The organism is Algoriphagus marincola DSM 16067 (genome assembly GCF_000429405.1).
Taxonomy (GTDB): domain Bacteria; phylum Bacteroidota; class Bacteroidia; order Cytophagales; family Cyclobacteriaceae; genus Algoriphagus; species Algoriphagus marincola.
The window spans coordinates 99026-116545 of the sequence record NZ_AUBU01000006.1 but is presented as its reverse complement, the minus strand read 5'-3'; the positions used below and the strand labels follow the sequence as shown (position 1 = coordinate 116545).

The 17520-nt window shown below is 45.4% G+C and carries 19 protein-coding genes; 5 read left to right on the top strand and 14 right to left on the bottom strand.

Annotated elements, in window-relative coordinates; genetic code table 11:
- Positions 1-15 precede the first annotated feature (15 nt).
- The 3 genes from G457_RS0108850 to G457_RS0108840 form a co-directional block, all read right to left on the bottom strand.
- On the bottom strand, positions 16-972 hold the full coding sequence (locus tag G457_RS0108850) for a S49 family peptidase (protein ID WP_026946164.1): 957 nt from the start codon (positions 970-972) through the stop codon (positions 16-18).
- Between the two features lie 96 nt (positions 973-1068).
- Positions 1069-1854: a hypothetical protein gene (locus tag G457_RS0108845; RefSeq protein ID WP_026946163.1), complete on the bottom strand. Its 786-nt coding sequence runs from the start codon at positions 1852-1854 to the stop codon at positions 1069-1071.
- A 42-nt stretch (positions 1855-1896) separates the two neighbouring features.
- A complete protein-coding gene (locus G457_RS0108840) occupies positions 1897-2430 on the bottom strand; it encodes a hypothetical protein (RefSeq protein WP_026946162.1) in 534 nt (177 codons plus the stop codon).
- A 690-nt stretch (positions 2431-3120) separates the two neighbouring features.
- On the opposite strand from G457_RS0108840, the gene G457_RS0108835 reads away from it, so the two are divergent.
- Genes G457_RS0108835 through G457_RS0108825 form a run of 3 tightly spaced genes read left to right on the top strand, consistent with a single transcriptional unit; the run spans position 3121 to position 7441 of the window.
- Positions 3121-3738 (top strand): hypothetical protein, encoded by a 618-nt coding sequence (locus tag G457_RS0108835; RefSeq protein ID WP_026946161.1) that lies wholly within the window; start codon positions 3121-3123, stop codon positions 3736-3738.
- A 38-nt stretch (positions 3739-3776) separates the two neighbouring features.
- Positions 3777-6962: a type ISP restriction/modification enzyme gene (locus G457_RS0108830; RefSeq protein WP_211230224.1), complete on the top strand. Its 3186-nt coding sequence runs from the start codon at positions 3777-3779 to the stop codon at positions 6960-6962.
- Between the two features lie 32 nt (positions 6963-6994).
- Positions 6995-7441, top strand: coding sequence for a hypothetical protein (locus tag G457_RS0108825; RefSeq protein WP_026946159.1), 447 nt, complete (start codon positions 6995-6997; stop codon positions 7439-7441).
- On the opposite strand, the gene G457_RS0108820 is transcribed toward G457_RS0108825, so the two are convergent.
- The 11 genes from G457_RS0108820 to G457_RS0108770 form a co-directional block, all read right to left on the bottom strand.
- Positions 7425-7613 carry a hypothetical protein gene (locus G457_RS0108820; RefSeq protein WP_026946158.1) on the bottom strand — a complete coding sequence of 63 codons (189 nt, stop codon included), beginning with the start codon at positions 7611-7613 and terminating at the stop codon, positions 7425-7427. The genes G457_RS0108825 and G457_RS0108820 overlap by 17 nt on opposite strands.
- Positions 7606-7932, bottom strand: coding sequence for a hypothetical protein (locus G457_RS0108815; RefSeq protein WP_026946157.1), 327 nt, complete (start codon positions 7930-7932; stop codon positions 7606-7608). Before G457_RS0108815 ends, G457_RS0108820 begins: the two co-directional genes overlap by 8 nt.
- Positions 7925-8332, bottom strand: a complete 408-nt coding sequence (locus G457_RS0108810) for a hypothetical protein (protein WP_026946156.1) — start codon at positions 8330-8332, stop codon at positions 7925-7927. Before G457_RS0108810 ends, G457_RS0108815 begins: the two co-directional genes overlap by 8 nt.
- On the bottom strand, positions 8325-8612 hold the full coding sequence (locus tag G457_RS0108805; protein WP_026946155.1) for a hypothetical protein: 288 nt from the start codon (positions 8610-8612) through the stop codon (positions 8325-8327). The genes G457_RS0108810 and G457_RS0108805 overlap by 8 nt, the downstream gene beginning before the upstream one ends.
- The gene (locus G457_RS0108800) at positions 8609-8842 is read right to left on the bottom strand and encodes a hypothetical protein (RefSeq protein ID WP_026946154.1); all 234 of its coding nucleotides are present in this window, start codon (positions 8840-8842) and stop codon (positions 8609-8611) included. The genes G457_RS0108805 and G457_RS0108800 overlap by 4 nt, the downstream gene beginning before the upstream one ends.
- 11 nt (positions 8843-8853) lie before the next feature.
- The gene (locus tag G457_RS0108795; protein ID WP_026946153.1) at positions 8854-11775 is read right to left on the bottom strand and encodes a hypothetical protein; all 2922 of its coding nucleotides are present in this window, start codon (positions 11773-11775) and stop codon (positions 8854-8856) included.
- Positions 11776-11965: 190 nt separating this feature from the next.
- Positions 11966-12205, bottom strand: a complete 240-nt coding sequence (locus G457_RS22780; RefSeq protein WP_155847120.1) for a hypothetical protein — start codon at positions 12203-12205, stop codon at positions 11966-11968.
- A complete protein-coding gene (locus tag G457_RS0108785) occupies positions 12195-12431 on the bottom strand; it encodes a hypothetical protein (RefSeq protein WP_026946151.1) in 237 nt (78 codons plus the stop codon). Before G457_RS0108785 ends, G457_RS22780 begins: the two co-directional genes overlap by 11 nt.
- Positions 12418-12762, bottom strand: a complete 345-nt coding sequence (locus G457_RS0108780) for a hypothetical protein (protein WP_026946150.1) — start codon at positions 12760-12762, stop codon at positions 12418-12420. Before G457_RS0108780 ends, G457_RS0108785 begins: the two co-directional genes overlap by 14 nt.
- A complete protein-coding gene (locus tag G457_RS22225) occupies positions 12759-13352 on the bottom strand; it encodes a helix-turn-helix transcriptional regulator (RefSeq protein ID WP_051260767.1) in 594 nt (197 codons plus the stop codon). The genes G457_RS0108780 and G457_RS22225 overlap by 4 nt, the downstream gene beginning before the upstream one ends.
- Positions 13342-13632, bottom strand: coding sequence for a hypothetical protein (locus G457_RS0108770; RefSeq protein WP_155847119.1), 291 nt, complete (start codon positions 13630-13632; stop codon positions 13342-13344). Before G457_RS0108770 ends, G457_RS22225 begins: the two co-directional genes overlap by 11 nt.
- A gap of 64 nt (positions 13633-13696) precedes the next feature.
- Here G457_RS0108770 and G457_RS0108765 point away from each other — a divergent pair, with 64 nt between their 5' ends.
- Together G457_RS0108765 and G457_RS0108755 are read left to right on the top strand one after the other, a co-directional pair.
- Positions 13697-14083 carry a hypothetical protein gene (locus tag G457_RS0108765; RefSeq protein ID WP_026946148.1) on the top strand — a complete coding sequence of 129 codons (387 nt, stop codon included), beginning with the start codon at positions 13697-13699 and terminating at the stop codon, positions 14081-14083.
- A gap of 223 nt (positions 14084-14306) precedes the next feature.
- Positions 14307-17504: a CHAT domain-containing protein gene (locus G457_RS0108755; protein ID WP_026946147.1), complete on the top strand. Its 3198-nt coding sequence runs from the start codon at positions 14307-14309 to the stop codon at positions 17502-17504.
- Positions 17505-17520 lie beyond the last annotated feature (16 nt).

The following is a 17520-nucleotide window of genomic DNA, read 5'->3' as shown; positions in this document are numbered from 1 at the left end:
CTTGTGGTTAAATGGTTATATGATAGATTTTGCGTGAGTCAATGTCTGTGCGACCTGTACTGCAGTCATGCTGTCGCCGATCTTGTCGATCAGTCCGTATTCTTTCGCCTGATCGGCAAAGAAGGTGCGCCCGGTCAGGATCCCTTCCACATCGGTTTTCAGCTTTCCGTTCCGGTTGCGCTTCACCGCATCCTGAAATGATTTGGCCATGGGATCGAGGAAGTTTTGCTGGATGATGGCATAGTCTCCATCCAGCGCTTCTTGATAGCCTTCGTTTTTGTGCTCGCTGTAGGTCGAATAGATAATGTGGGTTTTGACACCTGCCTTGGACTGCAGCTCCCGATAGTCTGTCAGCTGGAGCATGACTCCTATACTGCCGACCATAGAGGAGATGCTGTTGTCCGCGACGATGTAATCAGTCTCGGATGCCGTCCAGTATCCTGCGGAGCAGGCCAGATCCAAAGAGGCCACGACGGGTTTTTTCTTGGATTTGGCATAGCGGATGGCCTCGGTGATGGGAGCAACTGCGTCAACTGCTCCCCCACCGGTGTCGATGTCCAGGACTACTGAGCCGATGTTTTTGTGATTGGCAGCTTCCATGATCATACCGGCGATCTCCTTGGTGCCGTAGCTGCACCAGGTACCGTACTTGAGCATGGTGCCTTTGACGGGAACGATGGCTGTGGATCCAGGAGCGGCATTCCCCCAGGGGTCGAGCTCCTCTTCTTCTTCGTACTCTTCCTCATCGTCCCACTCACGGAGCAAGACAGAAGAGCGGCGCTGATCCTCAGATACTGCGACCAGATGCATGGAGCGGCGAGGCCTCATGCTGCTGAGCTTGACGGATTTCTGGCTGATGATCTCCCGTGCCTGATCGATCAGGCCCGAAAGCTCCTCCGGACGGACAAAGAAATGTCCCCTGGCGATCTGGGAAATCAGTAAGAATGGCCAATTGGCGGCAAGTCTGTGCATTGTTCTGTGGTCTGACTAGTATTCTGGAATACAAGAATACCTAGGCACAGATGCCATAGAAAGGACGGGGAAAGGGGCTTTATCTCAACTTAATTATCAGCCTAAGTCAACTGCTCTGACAAGAATCTCCTTATTAGAATCAATTTCAAATGAGTGATTGAATGTGCCAGTACCAGGTATGCTTACAGGCTGCGAATCAATCAATACTGAATCAATCAGCAGCTGAAGGAAAGGAGATTCTGGTGAACCCTCTGCTATATCCAAATAGGAATATTGAATTCGAATCGTGTCACCCTGAAATACATTGACAGTACCGGTACCATTGCCAAACTGCTCCAGCTTTAGTACCTCATTGGCATATATCCTCACATTTGCATCAATAAAGTCAGGCTCAGATTCCCACTCTGACAATTCCCAATTAATTGTCACCGGTACTGGATCGGGTTCGGGCTCTGGATCAGGCTCGGGATCAGGCTCAGATTCAACTTCTTCAGGCTCTCCTGCAAAGATCCATGGGAAATGCCAGGACTGATGGCTGAAGGAAATGGGCTTCTGCCGGATGCTGACTGTCTCATCCAGTCGCACGGGCAGGTCAGGGTCTCCTATTATATACTGTGTCTCATCCTTGTCCAGTGTGATTCGGATAATGACGATCTGATGAAGGTCCAGTTTGCTCCGGAGCATGGCTGAGAAGCTGGACTCGTAGAGCCTCCCTGCTTTGGTGTGTGACTTTCGCACGCTGAGGGTGGCACCGGGGATGATGGGAATCTCCGTCCAGGAGGCATCGATGAGCAGGTGACCTTCCGATGCTTCGATAAAGGTATTGATCGCGGAGACGGGAGCGTATTCCAGGCGGCAGATGTTGCTGATGCGTTCGGTCATTTTTACGAGTGTTTTTCGTGATATCGGCGAAAGAAATCCGGGTTATTTTTGAAGGTATTTTTCGGGCTCGCACTCGATCCGCTGATTGCGGGACCAGGCTTTTTGAAAGAGCTGATTCACCTGCTCCTCAAAGGCCCGGAGCTCCTCCCGGTACTGACGCTTTTTGATAGTCTCATTGTCTGAAAACAAGCTGGTCAATTTCCGCGACACGATATAGGACTCAATGATGTCTTTCTGCTGATAGCCTTTGCGTAGCCCCTTGAGGTAGTAGCGATCCATGTCCAGATTGTAGATGACCTCTAGCAGATCATTGAGCCGGTGTATGTCCTCGGCGGTATAGTGAAGAAAGTGACCGGGTGCCGTATCCAGTCCCTTGCAGCGGGGCAGGCGAAGCATGATCGTGCCCTCGGTCGGCTCCTCCCGGATGGGTCGGTCGGCATAGCGCACAAAACAGGTAAGCAACTTGCCCGCTTCGGTCTCGCGGGTGACTCTCAGACTGCCGTCGGGCAGCTCTTCAAACAGGTAGTGGAGAAACAGCCGGATGTGCTGCTTTTTGACCGTGAACGCTATCTTCATGCAGGCTTTTTTCTTAAAAATAACCGTGTTGCATGAGTATTGCAACTATTGCGCCAACGCAACAGCAAAACTTTTCAGTCTGAGTTTTACCCCAAAAAGTTGTGTTTTTGTAACTCCCTAATTCGGGATAGTTAACTAATTGAATTTCAATATTTTGAACTGTTAAGAAACTGAAAAACGCTTTCTTAACCGTAACCCGGTAAAGTTGTAACCGGAAACTTTTGGTTTTGCGGTTACAAACTTTTTGTAACCAGCCCTTTTTTGACACAGAAAAATAACTCAGTTCTTAACGCTGTATCTTTTTGATTTTCAGGGGTATTATAATAGTATTCATTCTTTTGTTAAGAAGTTACATTTTTTTTGAGTAAAATTAAGTTTGAAGGATATAAAGGAAAAGAGCCGGAGCCCCGATAGATCGGGGCCGAGGAAAAAGGAATAGCCATCAGCGTCCCTGGAGCAGAGCTCCGGGACAGGTATCTGTAACCCCGTGTGCCACGGGCTGAATACGATGGGGAAGGAGAGATCTCTTCGTCACTGCGAGCGGACGAAGGGAGCGCGGCAGTCTCATCAGTGAGATTGCTTCGGTCGTGCCTCCCTCGCAATGACGGGAAGGCCCTGAGAATCGATTATTTGAAAAATTTCTGTACGTGAGGGCGTACAAACTGAAATAGATGATTTAAATAATGAAGTATGAGAAAAATATTTTTACCCTTAATCGCAATTTTACTAGCTATTGGCTGTAAATCTAAAGAAGAGAAGGCAAATGAATTAATCAATGCAGAGCTCTTCAAAACTCTATATGATTATGAAAGCTATCAACCTATTGAGACAATAATTGACAGCGCATTTACCACTATCTATAGAGACTCTACTATTTTAAATTATGCGATTAAAGCTAGTGCATCTTTTAAGTTGACTAATGAGTATCTCCAAAAAACCCAAAACGCTAAAGAGATAATGGAAATATGGGTCACCAGCTATTCATCTTCTTATGGGAGGCGAAAATATCAAGAAGCAAATGAGGAGTTCAATGAATATTTGAATCTTGCTGAGAAGACTATAGAAATAACAACCGCATACAGAGACTCAATTAGAGAAGCGGTTGAATTTTTTCAAAGTGAATTTATTGGATGGGAAGCTAAACACAAGTTTAGATGCAAAACTAAAGGAGGCAATCCAGACATCGCAGATTATGTATACATTTTTGATCCAGAGATGAAAGAAATCATTTATACGGAAGACTCAAATGATGAAGATTTATTACAACTTCGAGAAAATATCGATGAATTAATCTCTGAAGATTCGTAATAATCATTTTCCAAATTTTTTCTGAGCTAATAAATCCAATGACCACCACCGAATACATCCAATCCATCAATTCCCGATTCCGTACTGGACACGCCACGGAGCACACCTTCAGAGGAGATTTGCAGCATTTGATCGAATCTCTCGTGCAAGATATAGCTGCCACCAACGAACCCAAGCGTCAAGCCTGCGGAGCTCCGGATTATATCTTGACCAATAAAAAAGGAATTCCTGTCGGCTATATCGAGGCCAAAGACATCGGGGATAATGATCTGACCGGATCCAAAAAGAATGGTAATAAGGAGCAGTTCGATCGCTACAAAGGTTCTTTGAATAATCTGATCTTCACGGACTATTTGGATTTCTACTATTACCGGGGAGGAGAGTTGGCCACCTCCGTTCGGATCGGTGTCATCGATCAAGGTAAAATCCTTCCGCTACCACATAATTTCCCGGCTTTCGAGCTTCTCATCAAGGAATTCACCACGCATATTGGCCAGTCTATTAAGAGCCCTAAAAAGCTGGCAGAAATGATGGCAGGGAAAGCCCGCCTTTTGGCGAATGTGATTTTCAATGCCCTGGAAAGTGATGATGAACACGAGGACAATTCCACCCTTCGTGAGCAAATGGCGGCCTTCAAGGAGATCCTGATTCATGACATTACCAACAAGCAGTTTTCAGATGTCTATGCTCAAACCATCGCCTATGGGATGTTTGCCGCGCGACTTTATGATGATAGCTTGGATACCTTTAGCCGACAGGAAGCGGCCGAACTCATCCCCAAGTCCAATCCTTTTCTAAGAAAGCTCTTCCAATACATCGCTGGATATGACCTCGATGATCGGATCACCTGGATTGTGGATGCACTGGCAGATATTTTCCGGGCGGCGGATGTCAAGTCCATCCTGAAAAACTTTGGTAAAGCAACCAAAATGGAGGATCCCATCATCCACTTTTACGAGGACTTCCTGACCCAATACGACCCCAAGCTTCGCAAGCAGCGGGGAGTATGGTACACTCCCCATCCCGTGGTGAACTTTATCATCCGCGCTGTGGACGAGATTCTGATCACCGAATTCGGCTTACCCATGGGCTTGGCCGATACCTCCAAAACCAAGATCAAAGTCCCCATTCCTACCCATGATAAACGATTCTCCGGAGGCATGCGGGAAGTCGAGCAGGAAGTGCACCGGGTGCAGTTCCTCGATCCGGCTACTGGCACGGGTACCTTTGTGGCCGAAGCGATCCGGCAGATCTATGACAAGATGAAAGGGCAGCAGGGTCTCTGGAACAGCTATGTGGAAAATCACCTGCTACCCCGCATCAACGGCTTCGAGCTCCTGATGGCCTCCTATGCCATGGCACACCTCAAGCTGGATTTGCTACTAAAGCAAACCGGCTACACCGGAACCAAAAACCAAAGATTCCGCATCTATCTGACGAATTCTCTGGAAGAGTACCACAAAGACACCGGAACCCTCTTCGCCAACTGGCTATCTGCCGAAGCTTCCGAAGCCAATCAGATCAAACGGGATGCACCTGTGATGATCGTGGCAGGAAATCCGCCTTATTCGGTAAGTAGCACGAATAAGGGAGAATGGATTCAAAACCTGATTGCAGATTACAAAAAGAATCTGAATGAGAAAAAGATCAATTTGGATGATGATTACATAAAGTTTATCCGATACGGTCAATATTTTATTGATAAAAATGGAAGTGGAATCTTGGCTTTTATCACAAACAATAGTTTTATAGATGGGATAACTCATCGACAGATGAGAAAGAGCTTAATGGAGAGCTTTGATAAAATTTATATTCTTGATTTACATGGATTTGCAAAATTAAAAGGAGTAGAATTATTTACAGAAAATGACGAAAATGTTTTTGATATACAGCAAGGCGTTTCTATCAATTTATTTATTAAAACAAAGACAAATTCTAATAGAGAGTTATTTTACAAAGAGCTTTATGGAAAAAGAAACGAAAAGTATAAATTTCTCAATGAAAACAAAGTCAGTACAATAAAATGGGAAAAATTAAATCCTGAAGACCCCCATTTCTTTTTTGTAAAAAAAGATTTTTCAAATAAGTTAGATAACGATTCTGGATTCATTTTGACAGAATTATTTTTAAATAATAATTCTGGTGTTAAAACAGATAGAGACTCTTTGTTTTATGATTTATCAATAGATTCAATAAGGGAAAAATTCAGAACTCTACTATCTAAAAATTTTAATCAAGAATTCGTTGAAAAATATAATGTTAAGAATTCAGGAAGTTATAAAATTACAGAAGCTATTAAGACTGTAAACTTTAATGAAGAATATATACAAAAATCTGTTTATCGACCATTTGATAACCAATGGACTTACTACGATCAAAAATTGATTAGTAGGCCAGGCCAAAAAGCAATGAAACATCTTGATAGAAAGGAAAACGTTGCGATAATTTTAGGAAGACAAGGCCAGGTTATTGGTCATTTACAATGGAACTTAGTTTTTTACACCAAATCGCTTACAGATTATAATGTCTTTTACAGAGGAGGAGGAACAGTCTTTCCCCTCTACCTCTATCCTGAATCTTCCGGTCAGTTAAGTTTGGGTTCGACCGAAACCCGCAAGCCCAATCTGAATATGGAAATCGTGGATCAGATAGCTAAGGGCTTGGGATTGACTTTTGAAGCAGAAAAGACTGGAACTGTTGATAACTTCGCACCGATTGATCTTTTAGATTACATCTATGCCGTGCTGCATTCACCAACCTATCGGGAGACGTACAAGGAGTTTTTGAAGATTGACTTTCCGAGAGTACCCTATCCGACGGATGCAGCCCAGTTCTGGAAGCTCGTCGTCCTCGGCGGCGAACTCCGGCAGCTTCACCTAATGGAAAGCCCCACACTCTCCCAGTTTATCACACAGTATCCGGTGGGTGGAGAGAATGAGGTAGAGAAGCCAAAGTTTGTACCGTCATCGCGAGCGGAGCGAAGCGATCTCCCCATAACTGGCCGAGTCTATATCAATTCGGAGCAGTATTTTGACGGAGTTCCTGAAGTCGCCTGGAACTTCTATATCGGAGGCTATCAACCCGCTCAGAAATGGCTTAAAGATCGAAAAGGCCGAGTTCTAGATTTCGAGGATATTATGCACTATCAGCGCATTATCAAGGCCTTGGTGGAGACTGACCGGGTGATGAAGGAGATTGATGTGATATCTATTATTAAACAGTAATTGAAATATTAATGGAGGAGGATATTTAGAAAATGGAATATAAAAATAGAATTGAAGTATTGCTTAACCTTGCTTTCGATGATCTTCCGGATTCAAGTTTTACTCCTATGTCAGCTTTAGACAATAGTGCGGGGGATGAAGTGATTTCATTCCAAAAGCTATATGATCAACCTCTTATTTCCATATTTAATAAACTTGATATTAATACTTTTTTAATTAATGATTCAAAAAACTTTATTTTTTCAGCGAATGATATTAAAGGTAAAAAGTTAGATAAACTTGTACAGTTCGTTAACTCTATAGTCGAAATATATGGCAAAGACGAAATAGGTTTAGAATTTTTTACCCAGGATGATTTATCTGAAATAGGGAATGGATATTGGTCAGGAAGGCTATGGCTTGATCGGACAAAGTTCTTTCCTCCAGTTTTATTAAGCTATGATTCAGAGGATCAATTCACTTTCACTGTTTTTCTTTAGCTTCCAAGCTTTTATTTTTCTTTTTGTATTCATTTATCAAGTCAGTATGTCTAGCTTTTCTTAAGTATCCCTCCAAAAGCAAGTCAAGCTCTTGGAGTTCCAGATAGGAGCAGCTATTTAAAAACTGCTCCACGGTGATTTCGAGATAGAATTGTTTAGATAGCTTAGGCATGACACTCGTCCTTTTTAAACTGGTTTAATTTCATTGCTTTTTCAGGTCGACCAAAGACGGCTAGAGTGAATTGAATATCCTTTCGGGTACTCAGTTCCATATAGATGAAATAGTTTTCAGAATAGGGCCTTTTATTGGCTTTATAGAGCCTGGCTCCATCCCGATCAGAATCTATTTCCATCTTAAACCCTTTAGCAAGATTCATTTCAAGTACGAAGGGCTGATAGCCATACTCAGCGAAGAAGAAGGGATCCTCGTAGTCAAATCGCTTGAATCCCATATCAATCAGTTCTTGGTAGGTAATGTCTAGCTTAGCCACGATTTACCTCCTTCCAATCTTCCATAGCCAGCCCATATCGTCTTTGGATTCGCTTCGCCCGTCGATTCTTCCGCTTTGGACTGTTCTGACGCTGGATCCTATTCTGATTGTACTTCGGCTTACCCCAGCCGAATAGTCCGGCCTGAAGCTCTGACTCATTCCAGTCTGTCATCCCGATCTCGGTGATCACTTCCGGAGTGGGCTCTACTTTACTATGCCGCTGGATCAACATAAAGACAACGGCCACGTAGGATCCCCAGGCCAGCCACATGATGGAGACAGCCAGATAGATAATGCTTTTGCCTGACCCCTTCAGCCGGTACACGTACCAGAAGACCATCAGCCCGAGGATCAGCACTGCTGCAGTTCCGATCCCCATTGCCCAGCGGAGCTCAGTCATGACTCACCTCCTTTCTGTCCAGGTTCTCTTTCATCTGGCGGATGGCCTCCTCCGGAGTCATCGCACCATAGATCTGAGTCATGTAGTGACTAGTTTGAGCCTTGAGCTTGTGCTCGAGCTCCTTGCATTCTCGAAGGATGTCCTTCGCTTCCTGAAATAAGGCTCCAGCCTTGCTTCGCTTAGCCTCTGCCGACTTGGCAAAGTAGCGCTGCTGCAGATTGAGCAGCTCATCCACGGCCTTGATATAGGCCTTGGCTACGGTAATCATGTCGTTGTTCATGTTGTTTCAGCAGTTATGATTTTGACAGGTAAATAGATTTTGCGCTCTGTAATGCCTCTTTTCAGGATATCCTTGTCCGTTGCCTCGCTGAGCGAGCGGGCAATCAGGCCACCATCAGAAAGGCGCTGGTAATACACCAGTCCTATTCTGCGCTTGCCGGTCATGGGATCCACCATCTCCCGGATGGAGTTCGCCACTTTGACTTCAGTTTCGATTTTGATTGTGTCCATGGTATGAGTGGTTAGAATGATGCTTCGATATCGGAATCTGAGAGCTCGTCGAGGATGCTCTTGGGCCCCTCGGAGGCCCGTACCTCCGGAGGACTTCCCGGAGCCTGTACCGGATCATTGCCCGGCTGGATCCAGATGTATTCCAGTGTCTTGTGCTGACCGTTGTAGTCTCCTTTTTGGATGATCCTTCCTTCTGCATTTTTGAGCCCTAGGTGATCGGGATTGAGCCTGTAGCCCATGTAGCGGACCCAAGCCTGCAGGGCCTTGGTAAAGCGCTGCATCTTCATGAGTGTCTTGGTGTGTGATTTGAATTCGTCGAAGGCTTCCTGTTTGATCTCCAGATTATTGAGTCGGCCTGACTCGGGTGAGAAATAGATGTCTGCCCACTCTTTGAATTCATCACCCATCACGCCCAGCAGATTGCGCTTCTCTACATTGGACATCGGCGGCTCGATCTTGTCATGCTGCAGGTAGAAGTGGCAGCACTGGATCATGAAGTTGTAGAAGTCATTCCACTCCTCGCGGGTATAGTCATCATCGAGGAGCTTTTTACCAAAGTCATCCTCTGGTGTCCTGTGCTCCCGATAGTAGCCTTCCTTGGAGTGGTGATAGTAGTCTGAGAATACCGTGTAGAGAATCCGCCGGAGGGCTGATCCGTCCAGGTTGCGCACGGCGAAGTTGGACGTAAAGGCAAACTTGGGCACGTCTGGAAAGTCCAGGACATACTGCCGGGTATTCTTCGGATTCACGGCCATCTTGCCCGTGATCACATCGAAGAAGAAGTGGAAATTCAAGTACTGGTGCGCATCATCTACGAGGACAAAGAAGGTGTGCTTGGTGATGCCCTCGTAGATATGCGGCTTGTCAGTGAGCTTCGGATCCCGTCCGGATAGGTAGTGCGATTTCATAAATCGGCTGACGGAATTGAAGCAGATGGATTTGCCCGAACCACCGTTGGACTCACCTTCATCGCCCACACGGTTGTCCATAGCAAATACCGCCCAGGGACGCGAAGCATCCTTATATCGGTGCAGCAGGTAGCCCAGGGCATAGATTTTATTGACCAGGTGTTTCATCTGTTCGCGCTTCTCCTCGAGATTGAGGTTAGGCCCGGCGATATCGAATTTGTGCTTCTCCCGATAGGCGGCGGCCTCTTCTGCCGGCAGGCCATCGAGTGAGTCTTCGAGCTCTTTTCGCCAGTGGATGCGCGAGGTGTTGATTAAGTAGTTAAGAAATTTATTGTCCTTTTTGAGGATCTCGATTTCATAGCCATGCTCGGGATTATCAGTCACTTTGAAGTGCTCTGTCTGGATCTTCAGGTGATGATCGATTACCTCATCCCTCCAGACGTATTGCTGGATCTGTCCCAGCTTGAATTCCTGGATCTCCTTGGAAGTAACCTTAATGATTTTATTTGAAAAGAAGAACAGCTGATGATCGGGGCCGTAGCTTTTCAGGTCCAGCTCCACCACCGGCAGGTTGGAAAGGGACTGATCCGAAAGCAGGGGAGTGCGATAGAATATATTGCGGAGCTCCTTAGGGTAGTAGTGATCCTGGAGAAATTTATGGATCCAGTTTTTGACCCGGCCCGGCCGGGTTTCCTCGACGATATTATCCTGAATGTGCACATACATCGTCCCGGTCTTTTCGCCTTCCGCCTCAAACTGGCAGAAGCCATTCGCCTGCAGGAAGTTGTAGAGCTGCACTGGATCGGCCGCATAGCCCATGCCTTTGAATTCACCCTTTCGGTCAAACTTCGCCTCCATTTCCCAGAATCGGTAGGGAAGGGCTGTCTTGACCAGCTTATCAAAGTGATAGCTGTTGAAGTGGTTCAGGTAGTCACGCACATCCTTGCAGGGATTGCCGCGCCGGTCTTTGAATCCTTTCAGCTCCTCGGGCAGCTTGATGGTGAAGAGGTCCATATATTCCATGGCCAGGCGATGGCCTTCGCGGATCCCGGTAGTGTCCAGGTCAGGGCACTGCATGACCTTCTCTGCCTTGTCTGAAAGGCTCCGCCACTGGCTCCAGGTGAGCTTGGCCGTCTCCGAATTGCCCCAGCATACCTGATGTCCGAGGAAAGCCAGGTTCATCGCATCCGATCCACCGGTGCAGTAGATCACATGCGGCAGCTTCTTGGGCTTCTTTTTGTCGATGGGATTGCCCTCTTCATCCAGTTCATCAGCATCATAGGACTCCTCGATCTTGGCATATTCTCGGGCTACCTGGGTGAGCCCAAATAGGTAATCTTTCTCCAGCTTGCCATAATACATGAAGCGACGCCCCTTGTCTTTGGAAAGCGGCTGATAGATCTTTTTCATTTTCGGACCTTCATCCCACATGAAGATGGGATAGTCCTCAGTCGATTGGATGATGGTCACCTTCCGGTTTTTGACCACCTTGTAATTGATCAGCGAATAGAAATTGTACTTGCGAAAAGTCTCCTGAACTTTCTCTAGATTGATGGTCTTTTTGCCATCCTCTGTTTTTTTCCAGGGCATGACATTCTTGCTCAGCACGGTCTTAGCCTCAAACTCCGTGAAGCCTTCTCGCACTTCGAAATACCACTCCCCGTCATTCTCATTGGCTTCGGCATCCCTGCTTTCAATAAGCGCCTCCGGAGCTTGGTATTTTTCGCTGGTAGCACTCAGGCCGTATTTCTCAGCGAGGAATTGGATCGCTTCTCCATAACTCAGGCCTTCCTGCTCCATACAGATCATCAGGCCGTTCTTAGGCTTGGAGTCATCCCCAAAGTCGGTCAGAACCCAGTTGCCGTCCGATAGCTGCTTGAGCGTGCAGCTGGGAGTCTTTTCCGGGCGGATAGAAAACTTGGCGCCCTTCCGCTCCACTGCTTTTCGAGCTTCTGGAAAGTAATCGCAGATAATATTTAAACCGCCATCAGTGGCGTCAAAGATGTCTTGTAACTCAATGTACATGAATGATCAATCAAAGAATCAGGAGAAAAGAGAAAGCTGCTTGGTGTATCCGAGGCGGATCAACTGCAGCACATAATAGCGGGGACCTACCGGGATCTCAGCCAGGGAAGAAAAGTGAAATAGGAAAGTCCTGTTCCTATGATCTACACGGTAGCCATGTTCTTCCAGTCTTTTGGCATTATAGTAGCGTTTAGACGCTTTCTTGTTTTTGGGAAGCCTCAGAATCTCCCGCTGCAGATTGGTGAGTGTACTGGCCTGGGAATAGGCCCCATTCTTCCTGATTTTCGTCTTGGACACGGACATAGTGTTCGGGGTTTTGGTAAATGACTTTCAAAGGCTTGCCTTTGATAAATTGCTCGAAGTAGGTAGGATCGCATCCGAAAGTGTCATTATTGACTTTCCGGTGGACTTGGATATAATCAGCTCGCATTTTTCAGTTTGTTTTTGAGGATGGATATCCAGCCCTGATAGCGATCGACTCCCTGCTCGAGCTTTTCGATATCGCTTTCGATCAGGTCAATGACCTTCCTCGGCTGATTTTCTTTTTTGGCTTTGGCCAGCTTGGCCCTGTCAGCGATCAGCTCACTCTGCACAAAGGCGAGGATGGACTGGTACTCGGCCAGTTTTTCGTGGATGTCTGACTCAGGCTGATTCATAGAGATCTCGGTAAAGTTTTTTGTCTGGAATCAGCTCGTCAATGCGGTTGACCAGCTGGCCATAAAAGTTTTTGACCATGTTGGTATGGGAGTGAATCGCCCAATCCATCCGAGGAGCGACTAGCAGATCCCCCAATTTCTTTCGTTCGTTCTGCCAGTACTCCAGTCCCTGCAGGGCACTGTCAAACTGTCTTACTAAAAGGTGGATTTCCATAGGTTTTTGATTTGTGTGAGTGGGTTGACTGCCATGCTTCCTGCCGGCACAGAAGCGAAGCAGCCTCCCAAAACCATCTGTGATTATGCGGTAGAACTTGCCCGGCAATTTTTTCATAGGAGATTCTTTTGAAAGGCAAAGCGCACGAGCTCCGCCTTATTTTTAGCTCCTGTTTTCTCTCTCAGGTTTTTCATGTACACCCCGACAGTAAGGGAAGAAATGCCCAGCTGATCCGCGATCTCCTTATCCAACAGCCCTTCCGGAATCAGCCGGAGCACTTCTATTTCCCTGTGGGTGAGCGTCCCGAAGGGCGCCTTAAGCAACTCGCACAACCGTCCTTCATAAGGACAGCTTCCTCTCAAGTTGCAGTCTGTGAATTCTGGCCGCTGAAGCTGGCCATCGATCACATCTGCTTCATTGTCCAGGGCCGAATACCGGCACTTGACATATTGCCCGATCATCTCCATGCGTCCGACGATGTCCGCTTCTACCAATGCCTCGACGGCTTTTGGATGCTTTTCCATGTCGCGCTCTATTGCATCAATGAGCCATTGCGGCCAATCGCCTAAAGGCAACAGCTGCGATTGCATCAATGCGAAAACTTCCTCACCTTGAGCTAGAAACTCTACGTTTTTATCAGTGATTCCAGCGGGTAATTTCCCGCTGACGCAATGCTTCATTGCATCGATGAATGACTTATTTGGCATGGAGCAGTGATTTTTGACGTGCAAGTATTTCAGCTTTTTCGGCTTCAAACTCCTCGATTATATCCAGTACAACCTGGTGGATCTCAGCATTATAAATCTTGCTCTCAAAGAAGTTAGACACACTTCTTTGGCTCAGCTGACTCTTTTCAGATACTTTTTTGAAGTATCCTCTCGGTAGTCGTTTTTTCAGGTTTTTTATATCGGTTTTGCTCAGCATACTAGAATAATGGTATTGCGCGTGTTGCATTAATGCGCTAACTATGCGGTAAATATGCGCCATCTATTGCAATTATGCAACATTAATCATTGCGCCAACGCAATTTTTTTGCAACAAAATTTGCAACATGCTGAAACACAGGGGAGAGATATTGGAAAAAACAGTTCGGAACTGGTGCGCTAAAAACGGATTTACGATTCTAGCCCTTTCAAAAAAGATGGATCAGGCTCCATCGACGACCTACCGGCAGTTTGAAAAAGAAGATCTACCCTATCACATTATCCGAAAGTTTGGGAAAGCGATGGGGCATGACTTCCGGGTAGAATTTCCGGAAATGGATGAGGAAGAGAACTACATCAGGCCGGATTCTATGGCTCAGGACCCAACCAACTTTGAACCGGTTAGCTTGATGCAAGCCATCCAGCAGCGCGATAATTGGAAAGAGAAGTATTATGACCTCCTAGAGAAGCATAACGAACTCCTTAGGCAAAAGCTTCAAGACAGAGAAAAATGACAATTTTTCACACATAAAACTTAACACACTAAAAATCAATGGGAACGAAAAGGAATAATACTCCCGCTCCTGGTACAGAAGCCTCGCTTCGATATTTATCGAGCGGGGCTTTTTTGTTTTCAAGGAAAACTCTTTCTGTTCTTCCAGAAGAATACCGCTTATTTCCGATGACTTTTTTTTACCTTATTCGATGACTTTATAGAATGATCCTCCATCTTATCGAATGAATAGACTCTTGTTTCTGTTTTTTTTCTTCCTTTCTCTCTCACTTTTAGCTCAAGACCTTTCTACTAAAGCTGAATTGGAAAGCATGCTCGAGAATGGACAGGAGAAAGAAGCATTAATTCAAATTGAGGATTTCACCCAAAGTCTGATTGAGCAGGGGAAATACGACAGCCTTCCCCAATATTTAGACCTTTACGGCCGAATCCTACAAAAGAACTTTGACGGTAGCGAGTCAAGGCAAAGGCTTCTTGCAATCCATCAGAATTGGGAGGAACTCTCACAAAACCCCACCTACAAACGCAAGTTGGCAAAAAGCCTTGCTAATTGGTATGAGTATATCGGAAACAATACCGCTGCATACGAGCAGACTTTATTGGCTTTGGATTGGGCAGAAATGGAACCCAACCCAAAGCAAGAAGTTTTAGCCAGCCTTTACCTCAATTTAGGTGGACTTGCCGTCAAAAACATGGACTTGCCTGCAGCGAAAAGGCATTTAGCACAGGTGTTGCGTTTAGAGCTTTCCGAATCTGATCCCGAAAATGTCTATTTCGCCAATAGTTATCTGGGAAATATCGCCTATTTCTCTGCCAACCTAGATTCTGCTGCCTATTACTATCAAGAGACACTGAAAGCTATCGATCAGTTGGTCCCTACTCCAAGGAATCAATTCTATCGAAAAAGCATCATTTTAAACAACTTAGCGGGTGTTCAAATGGCCCAAAGTGACTTTGAGGCTGCAGAACGATCCATGAGTTTGGCTATTTCTTTTGGAGAACAATACATGGCTTCTGACTTAGAGGCGCTGGAGTACCAAAAAATCCTACAAGACTACCTTCGGTCTTTAGATAATCTGGCGGGCCTTTACAAACAAATGGGCTTCTATTCCCGGGCAAAGCAGCTATTGGAGTTTTCTTTCCGCAGAAAATCAGAAGAATTAGGCGAAGATGATCTCAATACGACCAAGTCCAGAATTCTTTTGGGTCAGGTATATTTTGATACCCAGGATCTTGATTTGGCTAGAAAGTACCTTGAGGATGGATTAGAAAGACTCCGCCAGAGCGATCAGGAAAATGCCTATTGGCTCGGTGATGGCCTTCATACCTTGGCTCGAATGGAAGATTTTTTACAGAATGAGGACAAAGCGGACTCTCTTTATCGATTGGCAAATGGAATTTTCGAGGAAGAATTTCAGGGTGAGTATGATGTGATTAATTTAGAATTTTTGAAAAATTTCAGTCTCTTCCTTGCAGAAAATCAGAGAATCAATGAGGCAGTATCCCTCTCTCGGACTGCAAGAAACTACCTTGCTGAGATCAGTTCAGACAATCTGTATCTGGACTACAACCAGGCCGTCAATCAGGCTGCTATTTATGAACTCGGAAATCAATACACTCAGGCTTTGAAAACGGCTACCGAGGCTTTTGGGCTTTGGGATCAATTGCTTGATCAGCGGACTAGCCTCAATGATTCCCTTCAAGCAGTCTTTCAAAAGCCACAATTAATTCTGATTCGAAATCGAAGTAGGTATCATCTGGAAAACCGGGATTCCGAGCTTTTGAAATCCATCGAAAAAGAGCTTCTAGAAGGACTTCAGATCATTGATTCTCAGTCGGATTTTCTTTTTGAACCTTCGGATATCAGTATTCAGCTTGACCTCAACCGCGAGTATTTTGAGTTTTTGGAACAAATCGAACTCGAGCTCTATCAAATCAGTGGAAATGAAAGCCACTTGGACAGGCTTCTAGCCTATCATGAGCATGCCCGCTATCGTCAAATCAGGTCACGGCTTCAAAAAAATCAATTGGTTCGTTTTGGCGGAATTCCCCTTGATGTACAGGACAGGGAACAAAAGCTGAAAGAAAAACTGAAAGAGTCCCTTCAAACCGGGACCAAAAATTTATCTCGCTATTCACAGACGAAGGAAGAATGGGCTGATTTCTTGGATAGTCTGAGAATACAATACCCCAGTTATTTTCAGTTGCATTTTGAGACAAGCCAAAATGTCCTGCAAAGAGTCTACGCGCAACTCAATCCAGATATAACATATTTACGTTACCTTCATTTGGGAAAAGATTGGTGGGTTTTGGCTATTCATGGAGCGGAGAAAAATCTCATTCCGCTCGATGCTTCAGCACTTTCCAAAGCGCTGGATAAGCTTGCCGATCAATCATCCAAGAATAGCTTTCAAACGGCTCTTTTTCATGAGCTGTATCAACTGATCTGGAAGCCCGCAGCACACCACATCCAAACAAAAAGAGTTGCGGTGATTCCAGAAGGATTGATGTTTAACCTAAGTTTTGAGGTACTCAGCACTGAGCGAAAAGACAATTGGTCAGAGCTGGTAGACTATTCCTTGCTTCAAGACCATAGCTTTTCTTACCAATACGGACTCCTTCTAATGGATGACGAGGCTAACCAAGCCTATGAGGATCAGTTGGTGGCCTTTGCTCCTGGTTTTTTTGATCAAATGAAGCAAAGGTATCAAGCGGCCTTTCTGGACCGACAGTTTTTAGATAAAAGCTACATGCAACTTATTCCTCAGCCCTTTACAAGAAGATTGGTGGAGGAAATTGCCTCCCGATTTGATGCTAGAACTTTTTTGGAGAGTGGGTCTACGGTGAGCAATTTTAAAAATGAAGCAGGGAAATCGCGCATTATTCATTTAGGGACACATGCCTTTTCCAGCAATGTCAATCCCAATGATACTCATTTGGTCTTTGCCAAATCTTCTGATAATCCTCTCGAACCACATGAGCTTTTTGCAAGTGAAATCTATGAGTTGGATCTGACATCCGAATTGGCAGTGCTCCTAGCCTGTGAGTCGGGCAAACCTGCCTATGCACCAGGAGAGGGCATGATTTCATTGGCTCATGCCTTCAATTACGCTGGGACCAAGTCCCTTTTGATCGGGTTGGGAAAAATCGATGAAAAGGCCAGTGTGAGTATTGCAGAAGATTTTTATGATTTTTTGGAGGATGGCCTGGGTAAGGATGAGGCTTTACGAAATGCTAAGCTCAACTATCTGGCTCAGGCCAAAGGAAGAGAATTGGACCCCTCTTTTTGGGCCAGTTTGATTATTTTGGGAGATGTTCGGCCAGTGGAGCTGAAAACCAAATCTTATTTAGGGCTTATTTTCACAGGAATTTTGTTGGTGTTTTTAGTGCTCTTTTGGGTTTTTCGAAAAAAAATCACCTAGTCTTTGATGACTTTTT